The organism is Marininema mesophilum (assembly GCF_900106775.1).
In the GTDB taxonomy this organism is placed as follows: Bacteria; Bacillota; Bacilli; order Thermoactinomycetales; family DSM-45169; genus Marininema; species Marininema mesophilum.
Map to the genome: position 1 here is coordinate 21,393 of NZ_FNNQ01000012.1, position 26,416 is coordinate 47,808.

The 26,416-nt window shown below is 43.1% G+C and carries 22 protein-coding genes and 1 pseudogene; 14 read left to right on the plus strand and 9 right to left on the minus strand.

Features of this window, described 5'->3' with window-relative positions; all coding sequences use genetic code 11:
* Positions 1-56 precede the first annotated feature (56 nt).
* Together BLV90_RS11750 and BLV90_RS11755 are read right to left on the minus strand one after the other, a co-directional pair.
* Positions 57-866, minus strand: coding sequence for a cobalamin-binding protein (locus BLV90_RS11750; RefSeq protein WP_091741146.1), 810 nt, complete (start codon positions 864-866; stop codon positions 57-59).
* A gap of 79 nt (positions 867-945) precedes the next feature.
* Positions 946-1,428 carry a divergent PAP2 family protein gene (locus tag BLV90_RS11755; RefSeq protein ID WP_177168033.1) on the minus strand — a complete coding sequence of 161 codons (483 nt, stop codon included), beginning with the start codon at positions 1,426-1,428 and terminating at the stop codon, positions 946-948.
* A gap of 217 nt (positions 1,429-1,645) precedes the next feature.
* Here BLV90_RS11755 and BLV90_RS11760 point away from each other — a divergent pair, with 217 nt between their 5' ends.
* The gene (locus BLV90_RS11760; RefSeq protein WP_177168034.1) at positions 1,646-3,724 is read left to right on the plus strand and encodes an amylo-alpha-1,6-glucosidase; all 2,079 of its coding nucleotides are present in this window, start codon (positions 1,646-1,648) and stop codon (positions 3,722-3,724) included.
* A gap of 62 nt (positions 3,725-3,786) precedes the next feature.
* Here the strand turns inward: BLV90_RS11760 and BLV90_RS11765 are convergent, their stop codons facing one another.
* The 3 genes from BLV90_RS11765 to BLV90_RS11775 form a co-directional block, all read right to left on the minus strand.
* The gene (locus BLV90_RS11765) at positions 3,787-4,062 is read right to left on the minus strand and encodes a hypothetical protein (protein WP_091741152.1); all 276 of its coding nucleotides are present in this window, start codon (positions 4,060-4,062) and stop codon (positions 3,787-3,789) included.
* 199 nt (positions 4,063-4,261) lie between these two features.
* Positions 4,262-4,771 carry a GDYXXLXY domain-containing protein gene (locus tag BLV90_RS11770; RefSeq protein ID WP_091741155.1) on the minus strand — a complete coding sequence of 170 codons (510 nt, stop codon included), beginning with the start codon at positions 4,769-4,771 and terminating at the stop codon, positions 4,262-4,264.
* Positions 4,768-5,997, minus strand: coding sequence for a DUF2157 domain-containing protein (locus BLV90_RS11775; RefSeq protein ID WP_091741158.1), 1,230 nt, complete (start codon positions 5,995-5,997; stop codon positions 4,768-4,770). The genes BLV90_RS11770 and BLV90_RS11775 overlap by 4 nt, the downstream gene beginning before the upstream one ends.
* 264 nt (positions 5,998-6,261) lie before the next feature.
* On the opposite strand from BLV90_RS11775, the gene BLV90_RS11780 reads away from it, so the two are divergent.
* The 3 genes from BLV90_RS11780 (at position 6,262) to BLV90_RS11790 (ending at position 10,502) form a co-directional block, all read left to right on the plus strand.
* Positions 6,262-9,486 (plus strand): DEAD/DEAH box helicase, encoded by a 3,225-nt coding sequence (locus BLV90_RS11780; RefSeq protein ID WP_177168035.1) that lies wholly within the window; start codon positions 6,262-6,264, stop codon positions 9,484-9,486.
* A 241-nt stretch (positions 9,487-9,727) separates the two neighbouring features.
* A complete protein-coding gene (locus tag BLV90_RS11785) occupies positions 9,728-10,225 on the plus strand; it encodes a DUF3800 domain-containing protein (protein WP_091741165.1) in 498 nt (165 codons plus the stop codon).
* Positions 10,200-10,502, plus strand: a complete 303-nt coding sequence (locus tag BLV90_RS11790) for a hypothetical protein (RefSeq protein ID WP_091741169.1) — start codon at positions 10,200-10,202, stop codon at positions 10,500-10,502. Before BLV90_RS11785 ends, BLV90_RS11790 begins: the two co-directional genes overlap by 26 nt.
* 54 nt (positions 10,503-10,556) lie before the next feature.
* Here BLV90_RS11790 and BLV90_RS11795 read toward each other — a convergent pair whose 3' ends face one another.
* Positions 10,557-11,753: an oxalate decarboxylase family bicupin gene (locus tag BLV90_RS11795; RefSeq protein WP_091741172.1), complete on the minus strand. Its 1,197-nt coding sequence runs from the start codon at positions 11,751-11,753 to the stop codon at positions 10,557-10,559.
* 287 nt (positions 11,754-12,040) lie between these two features.
* Here BLV90_RS11795 and BLV90_RS11800 point away from each other — a divergent pair, with 287 nt between their 5' ends.
* The 5 genes from BLV90_RS11800 to BLV90_RS11820 are packed head-to-tail and all read left to right on the plus strand — an operon-like array spanning position 12,041 to position 16,714.
* Entirely contained in the window at positions 12,041-12,904 is an 864-nt protein-coding gene (locus BLV90_RS11800) for a HesA/MoeB/ThiF family protein (protein ID WP_091741175.1), read from the plus strand.
* A gap of 19 nt (positions 12,905-12,923) precedes the next feature.
* Positions 12,924-13,784, plus strand: a complete 861-nt coding sequence (locus BLV90_RS11805) for a HesA/MoeB/ThiF family protein (protein WP_091741178.1) — start codon at positions 12,924-12,926, stop codon at positions 13,782-13,784.
* A 17-nt stretch (positions 13,785-13,801) separates the two neighbouring features.
* Entirely contained in the window at positions 13,802-14,248 is a 447-nt protein-coding gene (locus tag BLV90_RS11810; protein ID WP_091741181.1) for a DUF441 family protein, read from the plus strand.
* A gap of 12 nt (positions 14,249-14,260) precedes the next feature.
* Entirely contained in the window at positions 14,261-15,310 is a 1,050-nt protein-coding gene (locus BLV90_RS11815) for an alpha/beta hydrolase (protein ID WP_091741184.1), read from the plus strand.
* A 27-nt stretch (positions 15,311-15,337) separates the two neighbouring features.
* On the plus strand, positions 15,338-16,714 hold the full coding sequence (locus BLV90_RS11820) for a LeuA family protein (RefSeq protein WP_091741187.1): 1,377 nt from the start codon (positions 15,338-15,340) through the stop codon (positions 16,712-16,714).
* Between the two features lie 221 nt (positions 16,715-16,935).
* Here BLV90_RS11820 and BLV90_RS11825 read toward each other — a convergent pair.
* Positions 16,936-17,921, minus strand: a pseudogene (locus BLV90_RS11825) (HD domain-containing protein).
* Positions 17,922-18,226: 305 nt separating this feature from the next.
* On the opposite strand from BLV90_RS11825, the gene BLV90_RS11830 reads away from it, so the two are divergent.
* The 5 genes from BLV90_RS11830 (at position 18,227) to BLV90_RS11850 (ending at position 24,125) form a co-directional block, all read left to right on the plus strand.
* Positions 18,227-19,411 (plus strand): multidrug effflux MFS transporter, encoded by a 1,185-nt coding sequence (locus BLV90_RS11830; protein WP_091741190.1) that lies wholly within the window; start codon positions 18,227-18,229, stop codon positions 19,409-19,411.
* A gap of 753 nt (positions 19,412-20,164) precedes the next feature.
* Positions 20,165-21,424, plus strand: coding sequence for a SulP family inorganic anion transporter (locus BLV90_RS11835; protein ID WP_091741193.1), 1,260 nt, complete (start codon positions 20,165-20,167; stop codon positions 21,422-21,424).
* Positions 21,425-21,531: 107 nt separating this feature from the next.
* Positions 21,532-22,101, plus strand: coding sequence for a beta-class carbonic anhydrase (locus tag BLV90_RS11840; RefSeq protein ID WP_091741196.1), 570 nt, complete (start codon positions 21,532-21,534; stop codon positions 22,099-22,101).
* Positions 22,102-22,310: 209 nt separating this feature from the next.
* The gene (locus BLV90_RS11845; protein WP_218142301.1) at positions 22,311-23,324 is read left to right on the plus strand and encodes an NADP-dependent oxidoreductase; all 1,014 of its coding nucleotides are present in this window, start codon (positions 22,311-22,313) and stop codon (positions 23,322-23,324) included.
* Between the two features lie 321 nt (positions 23,325-23,645).
* Positions 23,646-24,125: a hypothetical protein gene (locus BLV90_RS11850; RefSeq protein ID WP_091741199.1), complete on the plus strand. Its 480-nt coding sequence runs from the start codon at positions 23,646-23,648 to the stop codon at positions 24,123-24,125.
* Between the two features lie 116 nt (positions 24,126-24,241).
* Here BLV90_RS11850 and BLV90_RS11855 read toward each other — a convergent pair whose 3' ends face one another.
* On the minus strand, positions 24,242-25,537 hold the full coding sequence (locus BLV90_RS11855) for an MFS transporter (protein WP_091741202.1): 1,296 nt from the start codon (positions 25,535-25,537) through the stop codon (positions 24,242-24,244).
* A 31-nt stretch (positions 25,538-25,568) separates the two neighbouring features.
* On the minus strand, positions 25,569-26,174 hold the full coding sequence (locus BLV90_RS11860) for a PadR family transcriptional regulator (RefSeq protein WP_177168036.1): 606 nt from the start codon (positions 26,172-26,174) through the stop codon (positions 25,569-25,571).
* Between the last annotated feature and the right edge of the window lie 242 nt (positions 26,175-26,416).

Consider the following 26,416-nt stretch of genomic DNA (forward strand, 5'->3'; position numbering starts at 1 on the left):
AAGAAAAGTTGCCTCCGAATGGAGGCTTTTTTGTGCTAGAAACATCATGATCGTGATTATAGTAAGGGAAGGTCAGGATCTACTGGGGAAAACAAATCAGGATATAGAATGTGGGCAAGATGACGAATCCCTGTGAGAATGCGCTGGGAAGGGCGGCAATACCAGCCTTCCTCTAAAATATAGACGCGATCTTCTTGAGCAAAAGGGAGAGACTTCCATTCTGAACGTTCCAGGATCAGATGTTTTTTCACGCGATGGATGGGTACCCCTGTCCAGGCGACGAGTGTATAATCAGGTCGATGAGCTGCGACATCCTGCCAATTTGTCTTGACACTTTGACCACCCTCTTGTCCAAATACATTGACTCCACCTACGATGGAACTCACATCAGTAAGCCAGTTATCTTTACCAGGGGTAAAGACGGGCTTTGGCCACCATTCCCAATAAAGGCGTGGAGTAGGTCGGTTTTTAGGGATCTGCTCTTTGATTTCATCTAATTGATCCACAAAGGCTTGTGCAACTTTTTGAGCATGCGTCTCTATTCCTGCTTTTCTTCCTACTTTGATTATGTCACTGGGGATACCTTCGATCCGGTCAGGGTAGAGGACTAAATAAGGGATACCTGCTTTTTCTAAGCGATCAATGTTTTTTTCCATGCCAGGGACACTTAGAGAAGCGAGTACCCAGTCCGGCTTTAAAGAGATTACTTTTTCGATATTAATATCAAGATCAGGGCCAAGGCGTGGAAGGTTCTGGATGGAGCCTGGCCAATCTGAATAATTGTCTATGCCAACGATCTGATCACTTAAACCGAGAGCATGGAGGATCTCCGTATTACTGGGACAGATAGAGACAATGCGTTGCATATACTCCACTCCTTGCAGAATGTAGTAAAATGGCTGATAAGCATGTTATAAACTTGCTATCGAAACTATAAAAAGAGAATCAGGACCATAGCCAGTAAAGAAAGAAAGCCATACCTACACCAAACCATGCACCAACGAAGACTTCGATAGGTTGATGACCAAGAATCTCCTTCAACTTTACCCCTGTTTCGCGGGGGGACTTTCGATTAATGTGGCGGAGTTCTCCCAAGACTTGGGTGAAATCTTCAGCTAATTGGTTAAGCACTTGGGCATGCATCCCTGCTTGTCGGCGAACTCCTGTAGCGTCATACATAACGATCAGTGCAAGAATAGTTGTAATAGCAAAGAGTGGGGAAGCAAATCCATACCAGATACCAATCGATGTAGCCAAGGAAGTTACCGCAGCCGTATGGCCACTCGGCATTCCTCCAGTGTTTAGAACCCAGCTCCAATTCCATTGGCGGGTTACCATGAAATTCCACGGAACTTTGAGCAACTGAGCCAGAGTGATGGCGATAAGAGAAGCCCAAAGGGGATAGTTTTCAAAAACAGAATTCACCATCGATATGTGCGCCGTCCTTTCGATATTGGATCACTTTTAAAAATCTGTCTGTTAACCCCTTATTACATGAGGGGGGTAGATAGCGAAATGGTAAAAGTAAGCGATCTTTATTTTACCGTTTCTTAGACGGGAAAGGAAGACGAAAACGTAGACGAGGAAAAACAGAAGCAACAAATGAATGAATTACTACCAACGGATCCTGGGGAGGAGTGTTGATATGAGCCAAGTGATCAAGGATGGCCATTTGTATCTATATACCAATGATCGAGGGGATCTTCTATTGAACAATCAAGAGGGGATGGGGTTCTTTAGACAGGATACCCGCTTCCTTCATCGATTAGAATGGTCACTAGGAGAGGATCTTCCAATACGGATCCTCTCTGTTGAAACAGAGGGTGCGACAAGCCTTTGTCGTTGTACTCAGGAGACTGGGAAGCAACTATCTGGTGAACCTATCACGGGAAATACATTGGAGATTACTCGTCAACGCACGTTATATGATGGTGTTCTCTATGAGACATTTACTTTTCTCAATCGGGGGTTGAAGCCTGTAGCGGTCCCTTTGTATTTTCAGTTTGACGCAGACTTTGCTGATCGGGCTGTAATATGTGGTAATGAAGAAGGAAATACCGGACAGTGTGAACCGGTACGTTGGTCAGATACTGGACTTCACTTCGATTACATAGGTGGGGATGGTGTTCAGCGGTCATTGGAGATCCGGGTGACTCCTGCTCCGGATACGCCTGGAGAGGGTGGATCTTTGCGGATTCCCCTTTATCTAGAACCAAAGTTGAGCAAAAAGGTAAGGCTTCGCTTTTTACCTCAAGTGGATGATGAAGCCCTAGAAATTTATGAAGCGAAGGTGGCTGAAGAAGCAGCCCACAAAAATTATCAGGAGTGGATCGAACAAGCACCTAGGGTAGATTCTGATGACACGGATTTTAACTCCCTCTATCTCCGAAGTCTGAAGGATATGCGTTTGCTCCTAGCGGATTGGGGTGAGGGTCTAGTCCCTGTAGAAGGTATTCCATGGCACGCTGCTTTTTCTGGAAGATGGAGTATCCTAGCGGCTTTACAATCCCTCTGTGTGGATGCTGAAGTAGCTAAAAGTGCTGTCCGTGCATTAGCACGTTACCAGGGTAAGAAATTTCAACCTTCTTGGGGTGAAGAGCCCGGAAAGATCCCCCATGTTTTTCGTTTTGGAGAACTTAGTGCCATTGAGGGAGCTTCACCGTCCTTTGATTTTACTGGAATAGACACCACGCCGCTATTTCTCATATTGATCGCTCAGATCTATCGCTGGACAGGAGATATCGACTTTGTTCGTGAAATGATGCCTGTGGCGCAGAGGGCGTTGGATTGGATCGATACCTATGGAGATCCAGGAGATTTTGGTTACACTGCAAACCAACCTGGCTCCGATCCCCTGTATACCCTCCGAGGGAATGCAGAGGAGCAAACTGGCAGAACATCTATCGCCCTTGCTGAAGTGCAAAGTTATGTTTACTGGACAAAGTCTGCTTGGGTAGAGCTGTATCATCAGTTAGGGAATACTGAGGAAGCACGTCGTCTATCAAGGGAAGCTGAAGCATTAAAAAAGCGATTTCGCAGGGAGTTTTGGCTTGAAAAAGAGGGGATACCTGCCTTTGCTTTGGATCAGGAAAAGAAGCCGATCCCAGGTTTTACAAGCAAAGTGGGACATGGTTTACTAGGAGGATTGTATGACAAAGAAGAGGCGATACGGTTGGTGGAACGCCTCTTTGCCCCCGATATGTATAGCGGCTGGGGAATTCGGACCCTAAGTACCCAGGCGGAAAGATATAATCCTTTTGATCGATACCATGGTTCTATATGGCCTCATGATAATTCCTTCATTTTGCTTGGTTTAAAAGAGATGGGTTTTCATGATCGAGCGGATCAGTTGATTCAAGATCTTATTCATGCTTCTCGATTCTTTGACAAGTTCCGTTTACCGCAGTTTTACTGTGGTTATGGGAAAGAAGTAGGAGGGCTCGTACCCGATCCTTCAGCCTGTGCACCCTATGCAGGGTCGGCTGGGGTGGGCTTTGTTCTCCTTCAGACGATTCTTGGGATCATCCCAGATGCTAGTAGACGTCGCTTACAACTCTCTCCACGCCTTCCTGATGGGATGAATCGATTGACGGTGCATGGGTTAAAAGTGGGGAAGGGAGTTCTTGATGTGGAGCTGTCCCGAGTAAATGGTTCGACCTTCCTTCACCTCACAAAAAATACAACAGGATGGTCTGTGAACTGTACAACTGAATCCTTTAGATAAAAAGACAAAAGGGGTACCGTTTTCCTAGATGACGGTCCCCCTTTTTTATACCATATTTTTTATTATTTCTGTTGCCTTCTAGATTCTCTAGGAAGCTTAACAGTGTAAAGCCCTTGAGTACGCCAGAGGTTAGCTAGGCTGATGAGAAAAAGTGAAAGGCCACCGAGGATCATCCAGCCCCCGCTTGTGTAGAAAATAAGTGACTCCCAATCGGCAGTTTTTGGTGGCTCTAGGACTGTAAAATAAAGCCCGAATAAGAGAAGGATTAACCCAAAGGCGTGGGCAACGACCCAAATTGATCTACCAGTTCCTCTGAAGAGATCTGTATCCGCTCTCATTCCTTCGACCACCTTTCCATGGTCGTCCTTATAGCAGAATATTTACTCTTATCTCTATATATTCCACTAAGTCCCTGAGAGTCCTTTCAATTTGGTTACAATTTATTTTTGGGTGCAGTGAGCGTTTGGTGATCGGTCATGACAAAGAGGACTTCAAGGAAATCCCCTTTGTCATTAGATGTGTAGCGTATAGAATTTCTTATTCTTCAGATACGGAAATGACTTTTGCTTGCCCCCAAGGTGCCACTTTAATCTTAGTGATAAGAGGCTTATTATCGGGCCAATTGACGTGAGTACCTTGCGGAAGGGTATATTCCTCAAGACCAAAATGGAGCATTACTTTTTTTGAATCCATTTCCTCAACCTGTGTGCGAAGGATGACTTCATCTCCATGTGAAGTAGGTTTCTCAGGATAAATGCCTTGAACCTCCCAAGTTCTTCCCACAGGAGCCAGTTTGGCGTAATACCAGCGGTTGCTAGTTTGTAGATATTCCCGTTGTTTTCCCTTCCAGAGAGAAGAGGAGATTTCGGATTGCTGATAAACTAGATCAATTTCTTTATCAATCATCGGTTCCGATTGATCATAAGGTTTCGTTTTTAATCGGATCTCCTTCCCCCAGATGTCGATTGCGTACCAACTGGATGCGATGGTTGCCAGTATCAGAACTTGTAAGCTAATAAGTAATGGAAGCCAACGACGACGATTCATTTTTCTTTACCTCCTCCGGTGAGCGATGCCTTCTTTTGTCGTTGTAATAAGGAGTTGAGGGCGAAGAGAAGAAGACCACCTAGAAGGAAGAAGAGGGATTTTGGGAGGAAATCCCACGCAAAATTGAAATAGGCGTTTACTGTGGTAATAAGAAAAAGGAAAATCCCTGTGTTAGCCATACGGGTTTGGCCACTCTTAAACCCTTGTAGAAGGACATAGGTAACAAAGATATAAAGCATCAAAAGATATACAGTGGTGTGCACCATTTTTGAACTCAATTGTGTAAGCTGAAACCAGGGGAGAAAGAGAACCCAATCAAAGGCATGAATCATTTTCTTCTGTTGCCACTTTGTCCATAGGGAAAGGCTGAAAAGGAGAAGAAGCACAGGTACAAACCACTTCCAATTGGGCAGCGGGTAAACCAGCATATCACTCGCGTCTTGTGGAGCAATATTAAACCAGTAGAAACTAACATACAGGGTGACAACGAGTGAAGAGACGTGGATGGGTCGACGCCAGGTATCCGATAGTACAAGGTCCGTAAAGGTGTAGAGTCCTGCAATCACAGGGATGGACCACAAGAAAGGGATATCGGAAATGGTAAAACCCATGACAACCTGAAGGATTACTCCTGCACCAACGAAACGAGCGTAAAGTGGTGATCGATAGTGTGCATAAGGTACCAAGGTTACTACAAATAAAAGAGCGATGAGCCAGTTAAAGCTATCGAAGGATGTGACCGAATAGAACTGTCCGGATAAAAAGATGGCCCCTGATAAAAAAAAGAAAACAGGATGTCTATAAAGGAGTAACGTTCCTAATGCGGAGAGGCCCCATAGGATAAATAGCCGAGCATCCGTTGCGATAAGGTGATACATATCGCCTAATAGGGCAATGCCTGCACCGAAGGAGATCACTCCGATACCGCTTAGTGCCGCTCCAGTGTGGGGATAACCTCGTGATGTCCGAAGTTCCCCGGCGATGTAAAAACTGACCAGGATAATGATGAGGATACCCAGTCGAAGAAGGTGGGGAATATCCCCCCAGTTGGATGCCAGGGCTGAGAGTATACTAACACCAATAAGAATCATCGCTAACAGGGGTAACAATTGTGTACGACGATCTTTAACTGGGTAACGATCCAGTATGTCAATGAACTGCTCTTCAGAAACGATCCCATCCTGAACCCACTTAGGACCTTCCCGCTGTAACCATGTACGTGACAATTCAAAATCGCCCCTTTTTTCAGTGAATAAGTAAGACTTAACTGATTATATCGCAAGCCCTAGGACAAAATGAAATTTTTTTGGATGGTAATGGAAGTGGATAGTGGCTACACCACCATAGAAGTAGACATGGGCTTTACAGTATAGTGGAGGATAGGGAGTTATCCAACTCAAAGTTATGGCTTGAGCGAATTCAGGGCAGTAATTACAATAGGTTGATGACGTAATCGATTCAGTGAATGTGGAAAACGGGGTGAGGATATGGTGGCCACGCTAAGAGAAATTCAGAGGTTGGTTTCAGCAGAGATTTACAAAAGGGGAGAAGCATATTATCAGAGTGGCCATGTGAAAAAAATAAAGTATTCACAGGAGGAATCTTCCTACTGTGCTTCTGTATGGGGGGAAGAGGAGTATGAAGTAGGAATTACAATCAATGATGAGAGCGGAGGGGTTGAGGACGCCTCGTGTGAGTGTCTTGCTTTTCATTTATACAATGGTTATTGCAAGCATATCGTGGCTGTATTACTTTCTCTCTATTATGCAGAGCAACGAGGAATTACCCCAGAGCAGAGTCTACTCAACTCTCAGGATAATAGTATCTTTCTACAAGAGATCATGGATCGTTATCAACAATTAAATGTAGAGGATAACGATGCAGGATTGCAGCCTCTTTCGGTAGAATATCAACTCGAATTTCAGCCTGCGTGGTACAGAGGCTGGATGGTATTTAATGTGCAATTAAAAATAGGTCCGCAGAGACGGTATGTTGTGAAAGATGTTAAGGAATTTCTTCGAGCTTATACAGACAAGGTAACGCTACCTTTTACAAAAACATTTACCTATGATCCAGAGATTTTTCATTTCTGGCCACAGGATAAACGAATGCTACACTTCCTCTCCGCTGTCGCAGATAACGAACGAGTATATCGAAGCATGAGTAACCCATGGCAGACAGATACGAGACGAAAGGACCCACGTTCATTACTCATCCCCCCTGAGAAAGTAGGAGAGTTTCTCGATCTCTTACCAGCGGGGCAATTTGTATTGATGGATCAGGAGAAAGAAGTTACAGAAATGCCATTGATCGAAGATGAGTCACCTTTCTCCTTTACTTTAAGTAAACAAGGGCACCGATTTGCTCTAGCAACATCATTCTCTCAATCGGAGCCGACGCTGTTGTCAGAGGATGGGTACTGCTACTATGGGGGAGCGATTTACCGCTTGAATCCGTTGCAACAGAAGCTTGTTCTCCCATTGTATCAGGAACTTCAAGGAATACAGAATCAGCAATTATCGATTCAACCAGAGCAAATGGACACCTTTGCGTCTACATTATTGCCCTTTATGAAGGATGAGGGAAACTTGAAGTTGGATCGACATGTAGCTGAACAAATCATTCAACCTGACCTTGTTGCTGAAGTAAGACTAGATCTCATTATTAAAGATGGAGAAGAGCGGCTGACTGCACGCGTGAAATATGCTTACGGTAATACGGTTGTCGATCCCTTTGTTCAAGAAGGAAAGAGGGAAGATGATCCCATCCTGATTCGCGATCTTGCGACAGAAAAGAAGATCATGACCCTTTTTGAAGAGGCGGGTTTTCACTACCATCGAAAGGAGTTATATCTAGAGGGGGAGGAGGAGCTCTATCGCTTTATTCAAGAGCAGCTTCCTCAACTACAGCAATTGGCTGAGATCTACACGACGAACTCCTCTGAGCGGATGATTACACCTCGAGCGACTCCTCCTACGCACCTGGAGCTGGATGAAGGAACCAATTGGTTAGAGATCTCCTTTGAGCTACCTGATGTTGATGAGACAGAGCTAAAGGATTTCTTACAAGCCATTGTAGAGAAAAAATCGTATTTGCGTTTGACAGATGGGTCCTTTCTTTCGTTACAGAATAGGGAGATGGATTCTCTGCGGATGGTACTCATGGAGGAAGATTCGCTACACAGGCATATTGATGGGGAAACATTGAGAATGCCTGCTCTTCGAGCGATGCAATTGGATACACTCCTAGAGGGGAGTACGGAGCAAGTAAAGCTGGGCCAGCGACTGAAGCGATTGCTACGTAATATGAGGGATCCGGAAAACCTCGATTTTCCTGTGCCAGGTGGACTGGATGAAACGTTACGAGACTATCAGCGCTTTGGATTCCATTGGATGAAAACCCTAGCTCACTATGGTTTTGGTGGTATTTTGGCGGATGATATGGGCTTGGGGAAAACGATCCAGGCACTTACCTTCATGCTGTCTGAGCGAGACCAACACGATAGGCCGGCTCTCGTTATCGCACCTGCTTCCTTGATCTATAACTGGGAGAGTGAGTGTCATCGTTTTGCTCCCGAGCTAAAAACCGTCGTGGTCGCAGGAGCCCAAGAGGAGAGGCAAGCATGCCTTGCACAACTGACGGGAGTGGATGTGCTGATTACCTCCTATCCGCTCTTGCGCAGGGATATAGAGGCTTATCAGCCCTTTGAATTTCGCACCTTGATCCTTGATGAAGCACAGGCACTTAAAAATTCACGTTCACAAACGGCCCAGGCGGTGAAAGCGCTTCGGGCACAGATTTGCTTTGCTTTGACAGGGACACCGATCGAAAACAACCTGAATGAGTTGCATTCCATCTTCGATGTGACTCTCCCTGGGTTATTCTCCAATCGACAGCAGTTTCAAAAGTTATCCCCTGAAACAGTTGCCCGGAGGGTGCGTCCCTTCATTTTGCGAAGAATGAAGGGGCAAGTTCTTAGGGAACTTCCTGAGAAAATGGAAACCATCCAGATTTCCGAGTTAACTCCGGATCAAAAGAAGCTATATCTAGCCACCTTAGAACGTATTCAAAAAGAGACAAGGCAAGCGATCCAAGAGAATAGTTTTAATAAACATCGGATGAAGATCTTAGCGGGATTGACACGCCTACGGCAAATTTGTTGTCACCCTGCGCTTTATGTAGAGAACTACACGAGTGACTCAGGAAAGAGTGAGCAACTCTATGAACTGCTAGAAGAACTACTAGCAAACAATCGTAGAGTGCTTATCTTCTCGCAATTTACTAGTATGCTAGCTATTATTCGAGAAGAGTTGGAACTAAGTGAAATTCCCTATCATTATCTTGATGGTCGAACGCCGGTAAAAGAGCGCTTAGAGATGGCTAATCAGTTTAATGCTGGGGAAAAAGAGATTTTTCTCATCTCTTTAAAAGCAGGAGGAACCGGGTTGAATTTGACAGGTGCCGATACAGTAATCCTCTATGATCTTTGGTGGAACCCAGCAGTGGAACAGCAAGCAGCTGATCGCGCTCATCGCATTGGTCAAAAAAAGGCTGTACAGGTGATTAAGCTGATCGCCAAAGGAACCATCGAAGAGAAGATTCATGAACTCCAGCAAAAAAAGAAAGCGCTCATAGACCAAGTGATCCAGCCAGGAGAGCAATTGCTGTCTTCGCTTGGGGAAGAGGATATTCGTGAGATATTAAGCCTGACATAGGTATCCAGGGATTCAGCTGGTTCTTTGATCGAGAAGATGGCATAACGCCTATCTGAAAACGTTATGTACAGCAGGGTGATGAGGATGAAGTCCGATACTATGAATCATGATATTGCAACGTTCAGAACTAAGGGGATAATCAACCATATACAACAGGGAGAAAGGTATAAACGAGTGGAGCAATTCACATAATGGGATGTATGCGTGATAACATAGCTAATCTCGGAGGGTATGTAGATCGATGTTGGATAAGGTCTCGCACTTGGTCTTTCTCGATGAATCAGGAGATCATAGTTTAGGATATATCGATAAACAGTTCCCTGTATTTGCATTAGCCTCCACGATATTTGAGAAGAACTACTATATTCAACAAGCCAATCCGCTCATTGATTCCCTAAAGTATAAATACTGGGGGCATCGTGGGATTATTTTTCATTCCGTAGAGATGCGAAAGACGAGAGGAGCGTTCGATTTCCTTTTTAACCCCGAGACTCGCACAAACTTTATGGGAGATATGTATCAACTAATCGACCAATTAAAATTTGATATCATTGCTGCTGGAATTCATAAATTGGATCATACTCATCATTATGTGACACCACACTCTCCCTACGATCTCACCCTTGAATTTATCATGGAACGACTCTATTTTTACTTTAAACAGACCTCCCATCGTTGTGTATTAATTGCTGAATCACGGGGGCAGAAGGAAAATGCAGATCTATACGCTGCGGTTTAACCAACTGATGAATCATGGTAACAAAAACTTGACCCCAGAGAAGTTCCAAAAGTGCATTGTCGATCTCACCTTTTTACCTAAAAGCTACAATGAAAATGGGCATCAAATCTCCGATTTGGTTGCCTATCCAGTAGCTAGAAAGATCATTGAGCGAGCTGATGGGTATATTCCCTATGAACAGATAAAAGAGAAATTTTATGCTCGGCCATGTGGAGACTTTTGGGGCTATGGTTTTAAGGCATTCCCCAATTCTACGAATACGAGAATTAGACACTAGAACAAAGTGAAGAAGAGGGGACTGGGAATACCCGGGCCCTTTTTTAATTTGTATTTAATCTTTTTGTCGATAACGAATCCCTTCGCATCGAACAACAGGAGACTTTACCTTGTGCAAGGCATTTATTAATTCAGGTCCGACAAGTAAATTATCCGCAACGAGCTCTCGAGGTGTGAGTGCCATCCATTGATTAAGAGACACATCTGCAAAACGGTTACTTTTGAATACTTCCAAAAACCACATGCTTTGCTCTCCTGTGTTCTGAACATAATGTCCAAAGGCAAAGGGGACATATCCTACATCGCCTGCCCTGACATCGAAGGTTCGCGCTCTACCATTGGCCCCGAATGCAGTCATGCGCCCCATTCCGGAAAGGTAATATTGCCACTCATCATTATTAGGATGCCAATGAAGTTCTCTCATACCACCTGGCTTGATTTCAACCAATGCCGCGGCGATCTTAGTTGAAATGGGAAAATTGGTAGAATCGACGATTCGCACGGACCCACCGGAAGTAACAAGGGGTTTTTGTGCTAATAATCGGTGAGTAAAACTTAAAGGGACTGTTCCGTAGGGACTAGAAACCCTTTGACTTTCAAGTGATCCAGGTACATTTGCTTGGAAGATGTATCGCTGTTTTTTAGAGATGTGGGCGAAGGCGGTTTCTGGAACACAAAAGTTCGCCGACAGTACCTCTGTGGGAGTATGAGCAAACCAATCGGTGATAGAAAAGGTGTTAAGATCTGAGAAATTCCCGTCATCAAAGATAAGCAAAAACTCGCAACCTTCTTCTAACCCTTGGATTGAGTGCGGAATGCCCGGAGGAAAGTACCACAAGTCCCCCTGGCCGACATCAGCAATAAAGTTTCGCCCGTTCTGATCCACTGCAGTAATCCGTGCCCTCCCAAGGATCATATAGGCCCATTCCACTTCTTGATGCCAATGTAGTTCGCGCACTCCCCCAGGTGTTAGACGCATGTTCACTCCAGACAAGGTAGTAGCGATTGGCAGTTCTCTAGCTGTTATCTGCCTTGACCAGCCACCGTGACTTAATGTCATCGAGGTGTCAGAGAAAGAGAATCTTAAATTGGGTAACGTTCCAGCATCCGTGGATGGAGGGACTAGCATGTCAGGATTCTCAAGATCTCGCATAATATCCCGTGGACCATAATCTGTAGCGCCCGTTCCGTCTTTCCCTATAGGTTGTGGGATGGTTTCGTATCCAGATTGACTCTGCGATCTGCTCTTCATCGAACCTTCCCCCTCACTTAAAGTACCCATGGATAAATTTATTGCTGCGAATACAGTGGTATGTTAGTGGATCGTTTACGTAGCTGACACATCCCTTGTTGAAATTTTTTCACTTCTTTTTATGTTTGGAGATTCTGTGTCGTTTGTGTTACTAAATGTTTAAATTCAACAAATAGTAACAGAATTGTGCTTGAAATTATTCAGACAACACTTTAATAATGGGTGTGTAAGTTCGATTTTATCTGGAAAAATGACTTGATTGATCTTCAGGAGGGAGATGATAAAAGGTGTTAGATTTATCTCATGTTTCCTCGGATTTTTATTGGGAATTGGTTAAAAAGAACATTGGAGTTTATTCCGAAGAAGAGCAGCAACGATTGCAGAAGGCGAAAGTGATCATTTTTGGTTTGGGTGGAGTTGGTGGAATACAAGTGATTTTGGCTGCTCGTATGGGAGTTGGTCATCTCACTGGGGTGGACCCAGATGAGTTTGAAATCTCCAATATGAATCGGCAGATGCTTGCCACCGTGGATCAATTGAATAAAGCAAAGGCGCAGGTAGCTGAGGAGACGGTAAAAAATATCAATCCATACATATCTACACGGTTTGTCCAGGCTAGTGTCGATGAAGAAAATGTGGTTGAGCTTATAGAGGGACACGATATTGTGATTGAAGCTGTGGACGATATGCCCTCTAGGGTAATCATTCACAGAACAGCTCGAGAATTGGGAATTCCTAGCGTCGGTATGTCAGGTAGTCCTCCCAATCGCGGATTTGTCTCCTCATTCCATCCCGAGGGTGTTCATTATGAGGATATTTTAAATCTACCAGGTAAGGGAGAGAAGTTAACGGATCAAGCACTGAGAGAAGAGATCGCCAAAATTAAGGAGGAACGCGCTCGGTATTCTGTGGAGCGTGGGGCTCCTCAGGAGTGGGCGGATGATTTTTGTGCAGGGAGAGTTGGTTGGATTATTACTCCAGTGCGGGCGATGTTGATTGCAACCTTTAGCTTCCATGAAACCGTTCAGATTTTGACGACAGGTAAGGCGATGGCAGCAGCCCCCAAGGCGATCTTGATCGATTTGGATAAGGCACGAGCCGTTGAAGTAAAAGAGGCTCCTAGTGGCGGTTGGAACTACGCTCATTTATAAATCATAGGGGGGTATAAACATGGATGCTTTGATCGGAGATAGCTTATACCAGGCTAGTTTTGAGAGGAACTTAGGAGTCATTTCTACGGAAGAGCAAGAGAAGCTCCGTGAAGCAAAGGTGACCGTGGTAGGTGCTGGAGGAGTGGGTGGCATTACGCTGATTATGCTGGCACGGATGGGAATTGGACATATCCATGTTATTGATCGGGATCAATTTGAGGCGAGTAATATAAATCGGCAGATGCTTAGTTCTGTCAGCCGTTTGGGTAAGAGCAAAGCGCAGATGGCAAAGGAAACATTAGCAGATATTAACCCGGAGATAGAGGTTCAGGTAACAGAAGCTTTTGTAACAGAAGAGAATGCCGAAGAATTGCTCAGGGATACGGACGTGATCATCGATGCGACAGATAATCTTGTAGCACGTGTGATTATTCACCGCACAGCGGCAAAGATCGGTATCCCCTCAGTATGGATCGCCGTCACCCCACCCTTCCGTGGAGGAGTGATGTCGATGACTCCTACTTCGCTTCCCTATGAGAAAGCGTTAAGTCACCCTTCCTACTTGCAATCTCTTACAGAAGAGATGAAGGCAAAGGTGAATGCATTAAAGGACGGACGGGCTATTCACTCGATCCAACATGGTGCCGATGAAAAGTGGGCCCATGATTATGTGGAAAAGGAATCCCCCTGGGCTGTGATCTCTCCAGTGGCGAATATCGTCGGAGTTTTAGCAAGTTTTGAAGCTTTTAAACATGTACTCCAGCGAGAAAGTCTGAAGCCGATCATTGGCCCTGAGTTGATTCGTGTGGATTTTGCAAAGCCACAAATGGTAGAAGTACAAACCCCTCCAGAAGGTTGCTGGGATAACACCATTTTGTAATAAAAGGAGGATAAGGTATGCAAGCGATCATTGCACTCTTATTGATTGCTGGGGTATCGGCGGTGTTAAAGGATTACATGTTAGCATCAGCGGCTCTTTTGCTGGTAGGAGTATGTCTTGTTCGATATGCCCCTGTTACAGCGATGCTACAAAAACATTCGTTTCATGTCGGTATCTTTTTCTTGATGGTTTTCTTGCTCTTTCCGTTGACCAATAGCAAGGTAGATATTCTTGGGACTGTGAAACAATTGATCACGCCTCTTGGTATCTTTGCCATTCTGATGGGTTTTGCGATTTCCTATATCGGTGGCAAAGGGGTTGGTGTGCTTTCAACACAACCTGTAGTGCTTTTTGGTGTATTACTTGGGACCTTGGTTGCTGTGCTTTTGGTGAAAGGTTTGCCAGCGGGTCTTATCATTGCTGCAGGAATGGTTGCGCTTATTCAATTGGCTACGCCTAGCTAATAGGAGGAGAAAATGAGGAGTAGAAAAAGATGGCCCCATATCGCGAGTGCAATTGTTCTCTGTATCCTTGTTGGATTGTTTGCTGGCTGCCAGCAAAACGATTCAACCTCAACAAAAAAGGTCTCATTGGATGAGAGAAAGATTCAAGGGGCTAACCCTGGTGAACAGCTATATCTTCGACATAAGGTAGCAGGTAAAACCTTACCGAAGAATAAAAAACGGGTGCTTTTATTTTTAGAGCCCTTTAGTGTTCCATCGGCGAAGGCCTTCGATGTACCGGGCTACTCTTGGATGGATCATATGGCAAAGCAAGGCTACGATACCTGGGCGATGGATTTCAAGGGCTTTGGTCGATCCTCTCGTCCAGTAGAAATGTCACAACCGCCGCTAAAAAACAAACCCGTAATCGATCATAAGGATTCCTTACGTGATTTGGAAAAGGTCATTAACTACTTGAAGAAAGAGCGAAAAGTAGACTCTGTGGATTTGGTGGGTTGGTCCTGGGGAGGTGTTGTTGCTGGAGAGTATGCGGCAAAGCATCCTCAAAATGTAAACAAGTTAGTGCTGTATGGCTTTATGCATGGCTTTAAACTTCCTATGATGACAAAACCCTTTCAATCCAAACAAGACCCTACCCAATTTAATGAAAAGGCGCCAGCTTATCAACAGGTGAAGATGGTACAAGGAATGCAACATTGGTTTATGATGCAGGGTGGGAAAAGGATAGTAACCCACCAAGCATTTAAACAAGTGAGTAAAGTGTTTGCTGATTCGGATCCTAGTGCTGAAAAGCAGAATGGGGCCATCCGGCGTCCGATGGGCCCATTAAAAGATCTATTTGCGATATGGAGTGATCGGCCCCTCTATGATATGTCCAAGATCACCGCGCCTACGCTTGTCATTTATGGTGAGTTAGATTCCTTTGCAGACCGCAGAGTATATAAAGAGCTTACGAGTTCGAAGGATAAAAAGGAAGTTTCCATTAAAAATGCGACACATTGGGCGTTATATGAGAAAAACCGGAGGAAATTACTCCAAGAGACTGACCAATTTCTTCAATAAGATAAAGCCGGAGAAGGAGGGAAGAGAGTGGCCTCTCTTCAAATACTAGACGCTACACTACGCGAAGGAGAACAGCATCCAGGGGTTCGATTTAACGCACAGGATAAGATTCACCTCCTTCATCTGCTAGAAGATTTCAATGTGGATCTCATCGAAGTTGGTCATCCGGGAATTTCTGCAGAGGATGAAGCGATTTGCAGGGAAGTAGCTGATGCAGCTAAAAGAGCACAGATCTTGATGCATGCTCGTGCCGTACCGGAAGAAGTTAGAGCGGTTCATCGTGCTAATGGTGACTGGGTAGGAATTTGGTCTTCTATAAATGATTGTTCCCTGGAAGCCAAGTTTGGTGGCAAATCCCGTGAACAAGTAAAAACCCAGGTGATTACTGCGATCCAAGAAGCGAAGCGCTTCAGCTTAAAGGTAAGGTTCACCTTAGAGGATGCTTCCCGTACACGTCGTAGTGACCTATATTGGCTAGGGAAGGTGGCTGTTGAGGCAGGTGCCGATCGAATCAGCCTAGCGGATACAACGGGTGTCTGGGAACCTAGGGAATGTGAAGATATCGTGCGGTGGGCCGTTAATGAGTTGCATCATGATATTGAGGTTCATTTGCACAATGATTTTGGTTTAGCATTGGCTAATGCTTGGGCTGCTATCGATGCAGGTGCTTCGGTGATAGATGCTTCAGTATTGGGGATTGGGGAGAGAACAGGAATCGTCGATTTATTACAACTGGCGGTATTGTTGCAGGAGAAAAAGAGAGAGCACCATTTCCCCCTTACAAAAATCCCAGTCCTTTCCCATGCAGTCCAGTGGGTAACAGGTTATCGGCCGGATCATCTGCGGCCAGTAGTAGGGAAGAATGCCTTCACTCACACGGCCAAGTATCATGTACAAGCTGTACAAAAAACACCTCGAAGTTATGAGCCATATCCTCCGGAACGGATTGGTAGAGTTCGCACCTTGTCTCCCGAGCGTCCCCCTTTAAAGGAAGCCATACTCCCAATCTCGCTTCGAACGGGGGAGCCTTTTGAAAAGGGAGCTTCGGAATTACAGTTTCATCGAGATGGTCCAGGGACACGCTGGGTGGTCTTAGATCATCGCGTCGACCCCCGTTCCACTCTCTATGTGATCCAACGCACCTTTACGGGTAATGCCATTGATAATCATGTAGATCGTCATACGCATCATTGTGACAGTGTCTTTATCTTTTGGGGAGAAGCTTTAGATGGTACGGGATTAACATGTTGTGTGGAGTTAGGAGCGGAGAAACAAATCGTTCATAGTCCAGCCTCTATCTTTATTCCAGCAGGTGTTGAACACACCTACTACTATATAGAGGGGAAAGGAACCTATACGAATATAGTTTTGTCTCCGGAGTATAATCAGAGCTTAATGATGTGATATTGAGGGAGTAGCTATCTAATATAAAAAGGGGTTGATCCAGGGGGAAATCCTGTTGATCAACCCCTTCATTGATCCTTCAACCCATTGATCCATAGGGCAGATACTGCTAATTATACATCCGCTAATTCAGCCCACTTCTTTGTTTGTACAGGAGGCGTATAACTGGATAATCGTTCAAGAAGTTTAGCTTATAGTCAACATTTGTTTATTTGATTTGCTTATTGTTTTGAGCAAAATTTTATGTAGATTCCTTTTTCTATCGTTTCCTTTGCTTGTTCCGTCAACATTTTGGCATTAGCTGACAAGTTGGATACGGGAACAAGTTGGCTTGAAACGACAACAAGTGGATCGATCAGGCGCGTTTTTGTTGTTTGATGAACGTCGTAACAAGATAGGGTTCCTTCCTCTACCTTGCTGTTACAAAGCGTATGCAGCATAGATGTAATGCTGCTATCACCAGATTCCTCTAACAAGTGAATTACATCCTCATCTTCCTTCAGAAAATCTTCTATAGATAATATATCTTTTTGCAAAGCAAAACTTAATGTTTTTGCAAGCTGATCATTGCCAAACATGTTTAGCGGGTCCATAAAAAAACCAACGACTTCTTTATAGTAGGTGTTCACAAACCATTCGGCCGCTAGTGGATCGTTGCAAACCATTTGTCCATCAAAAGCCACAAGTTGGTTCGAAAAATACTGCGCCTCTTGTAGGGTTATATCGCCATAGGCGTATAAGTCACGTAATGTATAATCAACACGATCTGCACATAATTGTGGGGCTGACTGTTCCAACAAAGTCCATTGGCTCTCATCAAGTAAGATGTCTTCCCAATTCAGTCCGGCCTTCTGCAAAGTATCGGGAATGGATGATCGAACAACGATCTGTTCATAAATTATTTCATGGTAATTTTCTTCTTTATACCCCAAGACATAATCAATAACATGGGAAAACGCCGTATGTGAAATATCATGCAATAAGGCAGCCACTTGCTCTTCCAATGAACCTCCGAGTTTGTTCACAAGCATCATAGTGCCAATTGGTGGTCGTACCGTTTGTTGTTCCAATTTGGATTCACAAGATAGCTAGCCCCACCTTGATGAATTCCTTTTAATCGTTGTACGGGCTCACTGTGAATAAGTTCTAACAGGACACCATCTACCTCAGATTCACCGTATAGGGCGTCATAAAGCTTTAAAGTCATTGCCTTCTCCTTTTATTAAGTTAGAAACCTTCCAATTAATTCATTCTACATAGTCTTCGTGCGGTTATTAATGGGCTATCAGTTGTCTGATCTTTAATTATATTCTCAGCGCTTACAACCATAAAACCTTTCATAAATAGAATAAAAGGTTTATACTGTTCTAAGTTAAACCCTCCTATTTTAAAGCATACTAGGTGATAGTACATGGTAGTTTATGAACGTATTTTAAAGATGGTCCCGCCTTTTCCCTAGCTAAGTCTGCTCTTTTTAAAAGAATAGACTTATGCTTGTAGGAGGGCATAAAAATGAATAAAAAAGAAACGCCATCTTTACTGCTTATGATCGTTCTCGTGGCATTTCCACAAATTAGCGAAACGATCTATACACCCTCACTTCCAGATATCTCAATGTCATTTGCCGCAACAAATTCTTGGGTTCAAATGACATTAAGCATATACTTCGTTGGATTTGCTTTAGGTGTTTTTTGTTGGGGCTGGATCTCTGATCTGATCGGAAGAAGGCCTGCAATGTTAGGCGGATTAGTTGTCTATGGAATCGGAAGTATCATGTGTTTGGTTGCTCCATCCATTGTTTGGTTGTTGGCTGGCCGATTCATTCAGGCATTTGGTGCAGCTACCGGTTCTATTATTACACAAACCATTTTGCGTGAAAGTGTATCTGGAAGCAAACGTCACGCGATGTTTGCCCAAATTTCCGCAGTGATTGCATTTACACCTGCTGCTGGCCCGCTTATTGGAGGTTGGGTTGATCAAGTATTTGGTTTCAGAGCTGTTTTCTTTGTTCTGGTTGGCATGAGTGTACTTTTGTTTGCCTATACCTTCGTGAAGCTCGAAGAAACTAGGAAACAATCGGATAGAAATAAAGTTGCCGTATTTCCTGTAGTTAGACGTATTGTAGCGTCTTCGCGTATTCTCACTTTTGGTCTGTTAATCGGTGGATTGAATGGGGTACTGTTTAGTTATTACGCAGAAGCTCCTTTTATCTTTATCGATCAATTCAATCTTTCACCGGGGTTGTACGGATTTTTGGGCGTTCTCGTTGCGCTGGCAGTCGTATTAGGAGCAATAATTTCCAAAAAGCTTTTGCTGACTCGCTCAGCAGAAACAATTATCCACATTGGTTGTTTCGTTATGTTTATTGGGTCACTATTGTTGACAGTAGTTTGTGTTTTGGCCCATGAACTTAACTGGTTCGTGTTTGTGTGTATTCTATTTACCTTGTTTATTGTGCTTTTAGGAGAAGGCATGGCTTTGCCAAACTGTTTAAGTCTTGCACTTGTTGGCTTTCAAGATGTGATTGGAACTGCAGGAGCTATTTTTAGTGCAGGGTATTATTTGGTCGTTAGTCTTGTCACCACAGGAATGAGTCTCCTTCACAATGGTTTACTTGTAACCATGCCAATGTATTTTTTTATCTTAAGCACAGTCATGTTTTTACTAGGAAGGCTGTTTATACGTCAACAATCTTAATTATTTTTACAAGAAGAAGCATGATGAAATTGTGCTTCTTTCTTTTTGACCTTACATATCAATTGATATTTTATTACAATCACTCTCTGAATGTAGTAAAGAGTAGGGTATGTTCTTTTTCTTACAAAAAACGCCGGTACTCCTTGTTATTACTAGAGGAATTAAATAGCATTTCTTTCCGTTTACTACTATTAATTAGAAATTATTTTCAGAGAGGAACAGAGGGAATCCCTCTCTTTTTTTATGACTTTATAGCTTTATTCTAACCTTTGCTAATCAACAGTCCTGATCAAAATTAATCTTATAGGGCTCTTAGTGAATAATGTATACACTATAGTAATTATAATATAGTTTCTTTTCTTGTTATAATACAGATTGATTTGATTCAATTCAGATATAATACAATTGTATTTGTCACAAAAATGCTACACAAAAATGCTTGATCGAAATGAATAAAGTGTATATATTATTCAATTAAAATATGTTTGTACCCAAAAGGGGGAGGATGAAAAATCATGGATAATTTAAGTGAAAATTATTGATTGTCGTGATTGTTGCTTTTTGATCATTGCTGCAAAAGTCATGAAAAAAGGAAGCCTGAGTTCAATGTAAAGCCTGGCAAGTATTTGCAACTCTAAAAAGACAAAAAACAACTCCAACCTTACTCAGATGTTGAAAGTCAAGAGTTTTTAAAACAGGTTACGTAAGCCGTAACTTCGAATGTCATCTATGGTTTAGAGGTGAAGGGTTAAATTGTATATAAAAGATAAATTTCAAGGTTATAATATTCGAAAATTCCGACAAGATATTTTAGCAGGGGTATTAGTGGGGGTCATTGCTCTCCCGATGGGTATGAGCTTTGCTGTTGCTTCTGGTGCCCCTCCGGTTTCTGGTCTTTACACGATGATTATTGCAGGTTTTCTCATTTCTTTGCTTGGTGGGTCAAAGTATCAAATTGGTGGGCCTGCCGGTGCCTTTATACCTGTCTTATTTGGTATAGTAGTCCAGTATGGCTTTGAAAACTTAATTATTGCAGGGATGATGGCTGGGATCCTGCTCATTCTGTTTGCTATATGTAATGCTGGATCTTTAATGAAGTACATACCTAAAACAGTGATAACAGGCTTTACAGCAGGCACTGCTGTAATCATTTTCAGTGGCCAAATAGCCGGTTTTTTGGGGCTTAATGAGCTCAAAAAATACAAATATTTTTATCTAAATATGAAAGAAATCCTGGTTAATCTGACGAATATAAACGTGTACAGTGTGATCACCGCGATAACTTGTTTGGCGCTGATTATCATCGGGACGAAGCTTTATCCAAGAATCCCTAATGCTCTGATCGGTATCTTGGCTTCAACACTTTTAGCTACCTTTCTTTTTCCGAATCAAGTCGCCACGATTGAAGAAGTATTTGGTAACATCCCCAATCAACTCCCTATGTTTGATGCTCCTGAAATCACCTTTGATAAAATAGTTATGCTTTTGCCAGTAGCCTTCACAATCTCTTTATTAGGTGGAATGGAGTCATTGCTTACAGCTACTGTTGCGGATGAAATGTCTGGAACCAAGCATAACCGTAAAAAAGAATTAATTGGACAAGGTATTGCAAACATCGTAACTCCTTTTTTTGGTGGGATTCCAGCAGCCGGAGGCATTACCAGAACAGCGACCAATATTAATAGTGGTGCGGTCTCTCGGCTTTCAGGGATGATCCATGCTATTTTAGCTTTATTGGTCCTACTAATAGCTGCACCCTATGTCGAAAAAGTTCCTCTCGCAAGTCTTGCTCCGGTAGTAATGGTTATTGCTTGGAACATGGGTCAACGAAAAGCATTTGCTCAAATATTACGATCGGGAGTGGGTAATTCCCTCATCCTATTAGCTACTTTTACCGCGACCGTTTTTGTGGACTTAACAATGGGTATAGGACTAGGGTTGGCCATCTCCCTTTTCATACACCTAAAAAATAACGGTTGGCGAATAAATACCTCAGGCAGATTGTCTAGCTGAGTGCAACATTGCCTCGAAGAACGTTCGTAAGCTGATTTCAACCCAGACATTTTGTCAGGTTAATTGCGTTAACATTTTCATTGGTACAAACAAAAGGAGTGGACAGAATGAGTTTACTAGTAGAAATCTTGGAGCACAATCAAGAATTTGTACAGGAGAAGCAATACGATCAGTACCGCACCACTAAATTTCCAGATAAAAAGCTAGTGATTCTCTCCTGTATGGATACCCGGCTGACGTATTTATTGCCACAGGCAATGAATTTGAAAAATGGTGATTCAAAAATTATCAAGAATGCGGGAGCTATCGTTTCCCATCCTTTCGATAGTGTGATGCGGAGTTTAGTTGTTGCGATCTATGAACTAGGTGCTCGTGAGGTATGCGTTGTAGGCCATCATGGTTGCGGTATGGGCGGGATCCGTCCAGATGAAACGATGGAAAAGATGATGGATCGAGGAATTTCAGAAGATACACTGGATACATTAGAGCGAGCAGGTATCGATTTGAAACATTGGCTACGAGGGTTCGATTCGGTAGAAGAAAGCGTAAAGCAAAGTGTAGAAGTCATTCGTCAGCACCCCTTAATTCCCGAAGGGATTCCTGTTCATGGCTTAGTGATTGATCCAGAGACAGGGAAATTGGATGTAGTCGCTACGGGATATGAAGCGGAGAAATAAAAGAAAATAGAGCTGTCAATTAATACGCAGAGCGTGTTGTAAATCACGCATAAAAATGATCATCTCCCTTGGAACCCCCCTACCGTTAAGGCAGGGGGGTTCCATTACGATTCATTACAACGAGCATGAGTAAGTTTGGTCGCTCCAACATATTGGGTACACTTTAAATAGGATTTCATTTGTATGCCACTAAAAGGAGTAGAAAATAAATGAATAATCAAATGCAGCAATGGTCACTAGCTAGACGACCACAGGGCAATTTAACGATAGATGATTTCAAAGAGGTTAGTTTGGACATACCTGAACCAGGTGAGGACGAAGTGCTCATCCGCAACACTTTTATTTCAATGGAACCTGTTATGCGCGAAGCATTTGGAGACTTTGATTCTTTTCTCCCTCCACTTGAACTTGGTCAAACGATTCCTGGAGGGGCAGTCGGAATTGTTGAAAAAAAAGGTTCCAACGTGAACATGTTGCAAATAGGGGATCCGGTTTACAGTCCTGCTGGATGGAGTACACATAGCGTATTTTCTGAAGCTACTGCAATGAAAATAGCTTCGAATGATTTTCCGAATGAGTATATATTAAGTGTTCTGGGGTACTCTGGGTTGACCGCTTACCGTGCTTTGACGGAATATGCTTCTCTTGTGGCTGGAGAGACGGTTTTTGTTTCGGGCGCTGCCGGCTCAGTTGGTAATTTAGTAGGTCAGTTTGCTCGCAAACTTGGCGCTGGATATGTCATTGGATCGGCAGGTAGTCCAGAAAAAGTTCGTTGGCTATTAGAAGAGGCTGGTTTCGATGCTGCATTTAACTATAAAGATGGGGATGTCAAGGAATTGCTTAAACAAGCAGCCCCTAATGGTATCGATGTTTATGTGGATAATGTGGGCTATGATCATCTGGAAGCGGCGATTGATTGTATGAATCTAAATGGCCGCATTGCGATCTCAGGTATGATATCTGGATACGAAAGTACGACACCATTACCTGGGCCGTCTAACCTGGTTGAATTTGTCCCTAAAAATTTGCGTATGCAAGGTGTTGGTTTTCCGCAGGATTATGCTGCGGCAACCCAAAAGCTGATCGATGCAGTCGCACCGTGGCTAAACGCTGGGGAAATCATTGTGAAGCAGACCATTGTTGAAGGGTTTGAGAAAACACCAGAAGCTTTCATCGGACTATTTTCTGGGAAGAACATTGGCAAAATGTTAGTGAAAATATAAACTCACCCTAATAAAATAGATGTTGGTTGGAACTATCTATTACAGATATGAGAAAAAAAGCTCATATGATAAGAGAATCAGAAAGAACCCTTTGTATGGTATGAGGGTTCTTTCTGATTCTCTACTACTTTTAGGAGGTGCGAATCGGCTGATCGAACCCCTCTTTTTGCACGTAGGGTTCTTTCCTATTCAAGTATAATAAAAGCTATATACGGATCTAAACCAAGACCGTCATCTAGTTTTCCTAAAGGAAATATTCCAACTACCATTTCCTTTAGACTACTTACGATGATACTAAATAATTAGGTAGGGATGACAATCGTGAAGAAGGAACTGACTCAACTTTCTCTTGATATTGAAAGGAAACAGGCGTCAAATAACAGGCCTCATATGCTTTTGAGTATCCGCCCTCAGCCCTTCAATGATATTAAACGAGAAATTAAGAGATATGAGTATAGGAGAAAATTTGTCAATGAACCTGTAAATGCCTTTTTATATGTTAGTTCCCCTATCAAATCATTGTGTGGCTATGTTGAGTTTGGACAGCCGATTGTAGGTTCAGTAGAGAAGATTAGTCGTATAGCAGAAAATGAAGTACCTGGATGGGGGGAGGGGGTGGTCAGCTATCTGGCAGGACTTGATCAAGGAGTGGCTGTCCCCATTAATTTTTTTAAGGAAATTGAGCCAATCAGCCTTGAAGAACTTCGAAGAGGTTATTCATGGTTTACGGCGCCACAGTTATACCTGCGATTAAAAAATAAACCTGATTTTTTAACTTTTTTACTAAACAAATTAAAATAAGTAACTTGTAGCATTCCTGTTTGTACTGAATTTGATCTAGACATCGGTCGAATCTACCTTGTGTAAGGGATATATCTTGAAAAGATATGTTGGTAGATGAAACGAGACTATTGAACTTAAGAAACCTTGTCCTCCTCTATCCGCATCGTCACTGGGATCAGATTTAAGCTCTTTACCAACCAGGTTCCAATCGCACAAACCGTAAAGAAGGTAACACCTGCTATAACGAAAACGCTTCCTATACCTATTTTAACGGCTAGATATGCTCCTACGAAAGGGGATGCAAGCATGGCGGAGTTTTGCAAGGCATTCACAGTTGCCACAGTCCTCCCTATCGTGTTAGAAGGTGATTCTGCCTGTAACAAGGTAGCATAGGGAATGGCTGTAAAGGGACCAAGTAAACCTATTCCAAACCATACTAACCACCACACTAAGAACGGAGCAGTAAACCAGGCTAAGCCCCCTATTCCTATCACAAGTAATGCTCCCCCTCCTACCATTCCTGCTATAGTCATCATGTTTAATGGATTGGAAAAGATCTTACTCAGAGGTGAAACGAGAAAAGCGCCGATTACACCTCCAAGGGCGATTGCAGCAAGTAATACACCATAATCACCTACGCTTAGGTCAAGCTCTTTGGCCCACAAGATAATTAATCTATCGTACATCCAGAGGATATACATTGCCATGGTCATCATCGACACAGAAAAGAGTAATACCCGATTGGAGAAAATAAAGTGGATGCCTACAGTCCATTCACTCATCGAAAATCCTTTTTTTCCTTTTGAAGCGGATTCAGATACTGGCTCTTCTCCCAAAGGCAACCGAAACAGAAAAAGTGATGCTAACAATAGGGCGATTACTTCGGCGATAAATACCATATCCGGACTGTATTTAGCGGCGATGAATCCGCCTAATGCTGGAGCAACAATCTTGGAGGTATGGACAGAAAGTTGACTCAAGGTATTTGCTTCTTGCAATTGATCCATAGAAACAATAGATTTGATGGCGGATTGTCTAGCAGGGTCAAATATCACATCCAAGACTTCTTTGAGAAAGACAAAAACCAGCAATATTACTATGTTGGGGGCCAAGATAAATCCGATTATTAATGGAATCCGTAGGAGACAGCAAGCCAGCATTACATGCTTTTTGTTCCATCGATCTACCCAAATGGCCAGCAAGGGCCCTACTACGATCCACGGTATACCCGTCATAAAAGCAAATGCAGCTTGTGCTTCTGCGCCCAAACCCCATTGGTAAGTAATCAAAGTCCCGATGGCAATCAAGTCCAGCCAGTTACTTAAGTCTGAGAAAATTTGAGAAGTAAACAAACGACGAAAAGGAAGGTGAGTAAGAGGTTGAAAAGGCCCGTTGCTCATACCCGTCTTCATTTTAGTGAGAACATGCATATGCTTTTTTCTCCTTGTGAATAGATAATTATTAATCCTCTAAGCTTCTCTTTTTTCTCTCCTCAGACTTTATAAATAACCCTTGTGGATCCTGCCTTGGGGATGAAGGTGCCTGATATAGTTGTGCAATCATCCGATCACACCATGTTAGATCCAAACGAAGACGTTCTTTTATGTAATCCATACCCATCCCTCCGATCTCACCAATAGCGGATACACCGTTGTGAGACCAATTGTCGAAATGTTTCAACATATCTTTCGTCTCTCTCCGTCTTAGCTCCACATGTTCTATGAGAGTCGTTCGGTCACCAGGCAGAGTTGAATCCCAGAAACTTAGTTTCATTTTCAATTCATCCCGTATTTCTGCTGAAGCAGGTGGTTGGATCAACCAGTTAGAAAGCTCCAACCATCCTTCTTTTGTCAACTCGTAGGTTTTTACTTTTCTCCCCTCTTCCTCTACTGTCAAGGTCTGTATCAATCCTTCAACCTCAAGCTTCTTCAGTTTCGGATAAATACTTCCGTAACTAAGACGTCCCCACCCTTGCTCCCTTCCTCTTTGCTCTACTTCCGACTTAATACCATAACCTGAGTTCGGCGTCCAACTGAGGACTCCGAGTATAATATGCTCCACCGACACGTTACATCTATCCTTTCGATATATTGTAACGATATATTATCTGAGATTCATTATTCTGTCAACTAACATCTTCGCTATAGTACAGGCACAACTAAACAATGGTATGTTCCTGTCAAAGTAGATAGGGAAGAGCGGTCTGATACTGTAAGGCTTCATGAGGGAGTTAATACAGACCCAAAATGTGAGAACAAAAAGCTGATCTATAAATTTCTAGCCTTTGGCTAGACTATGTTAAGATATAC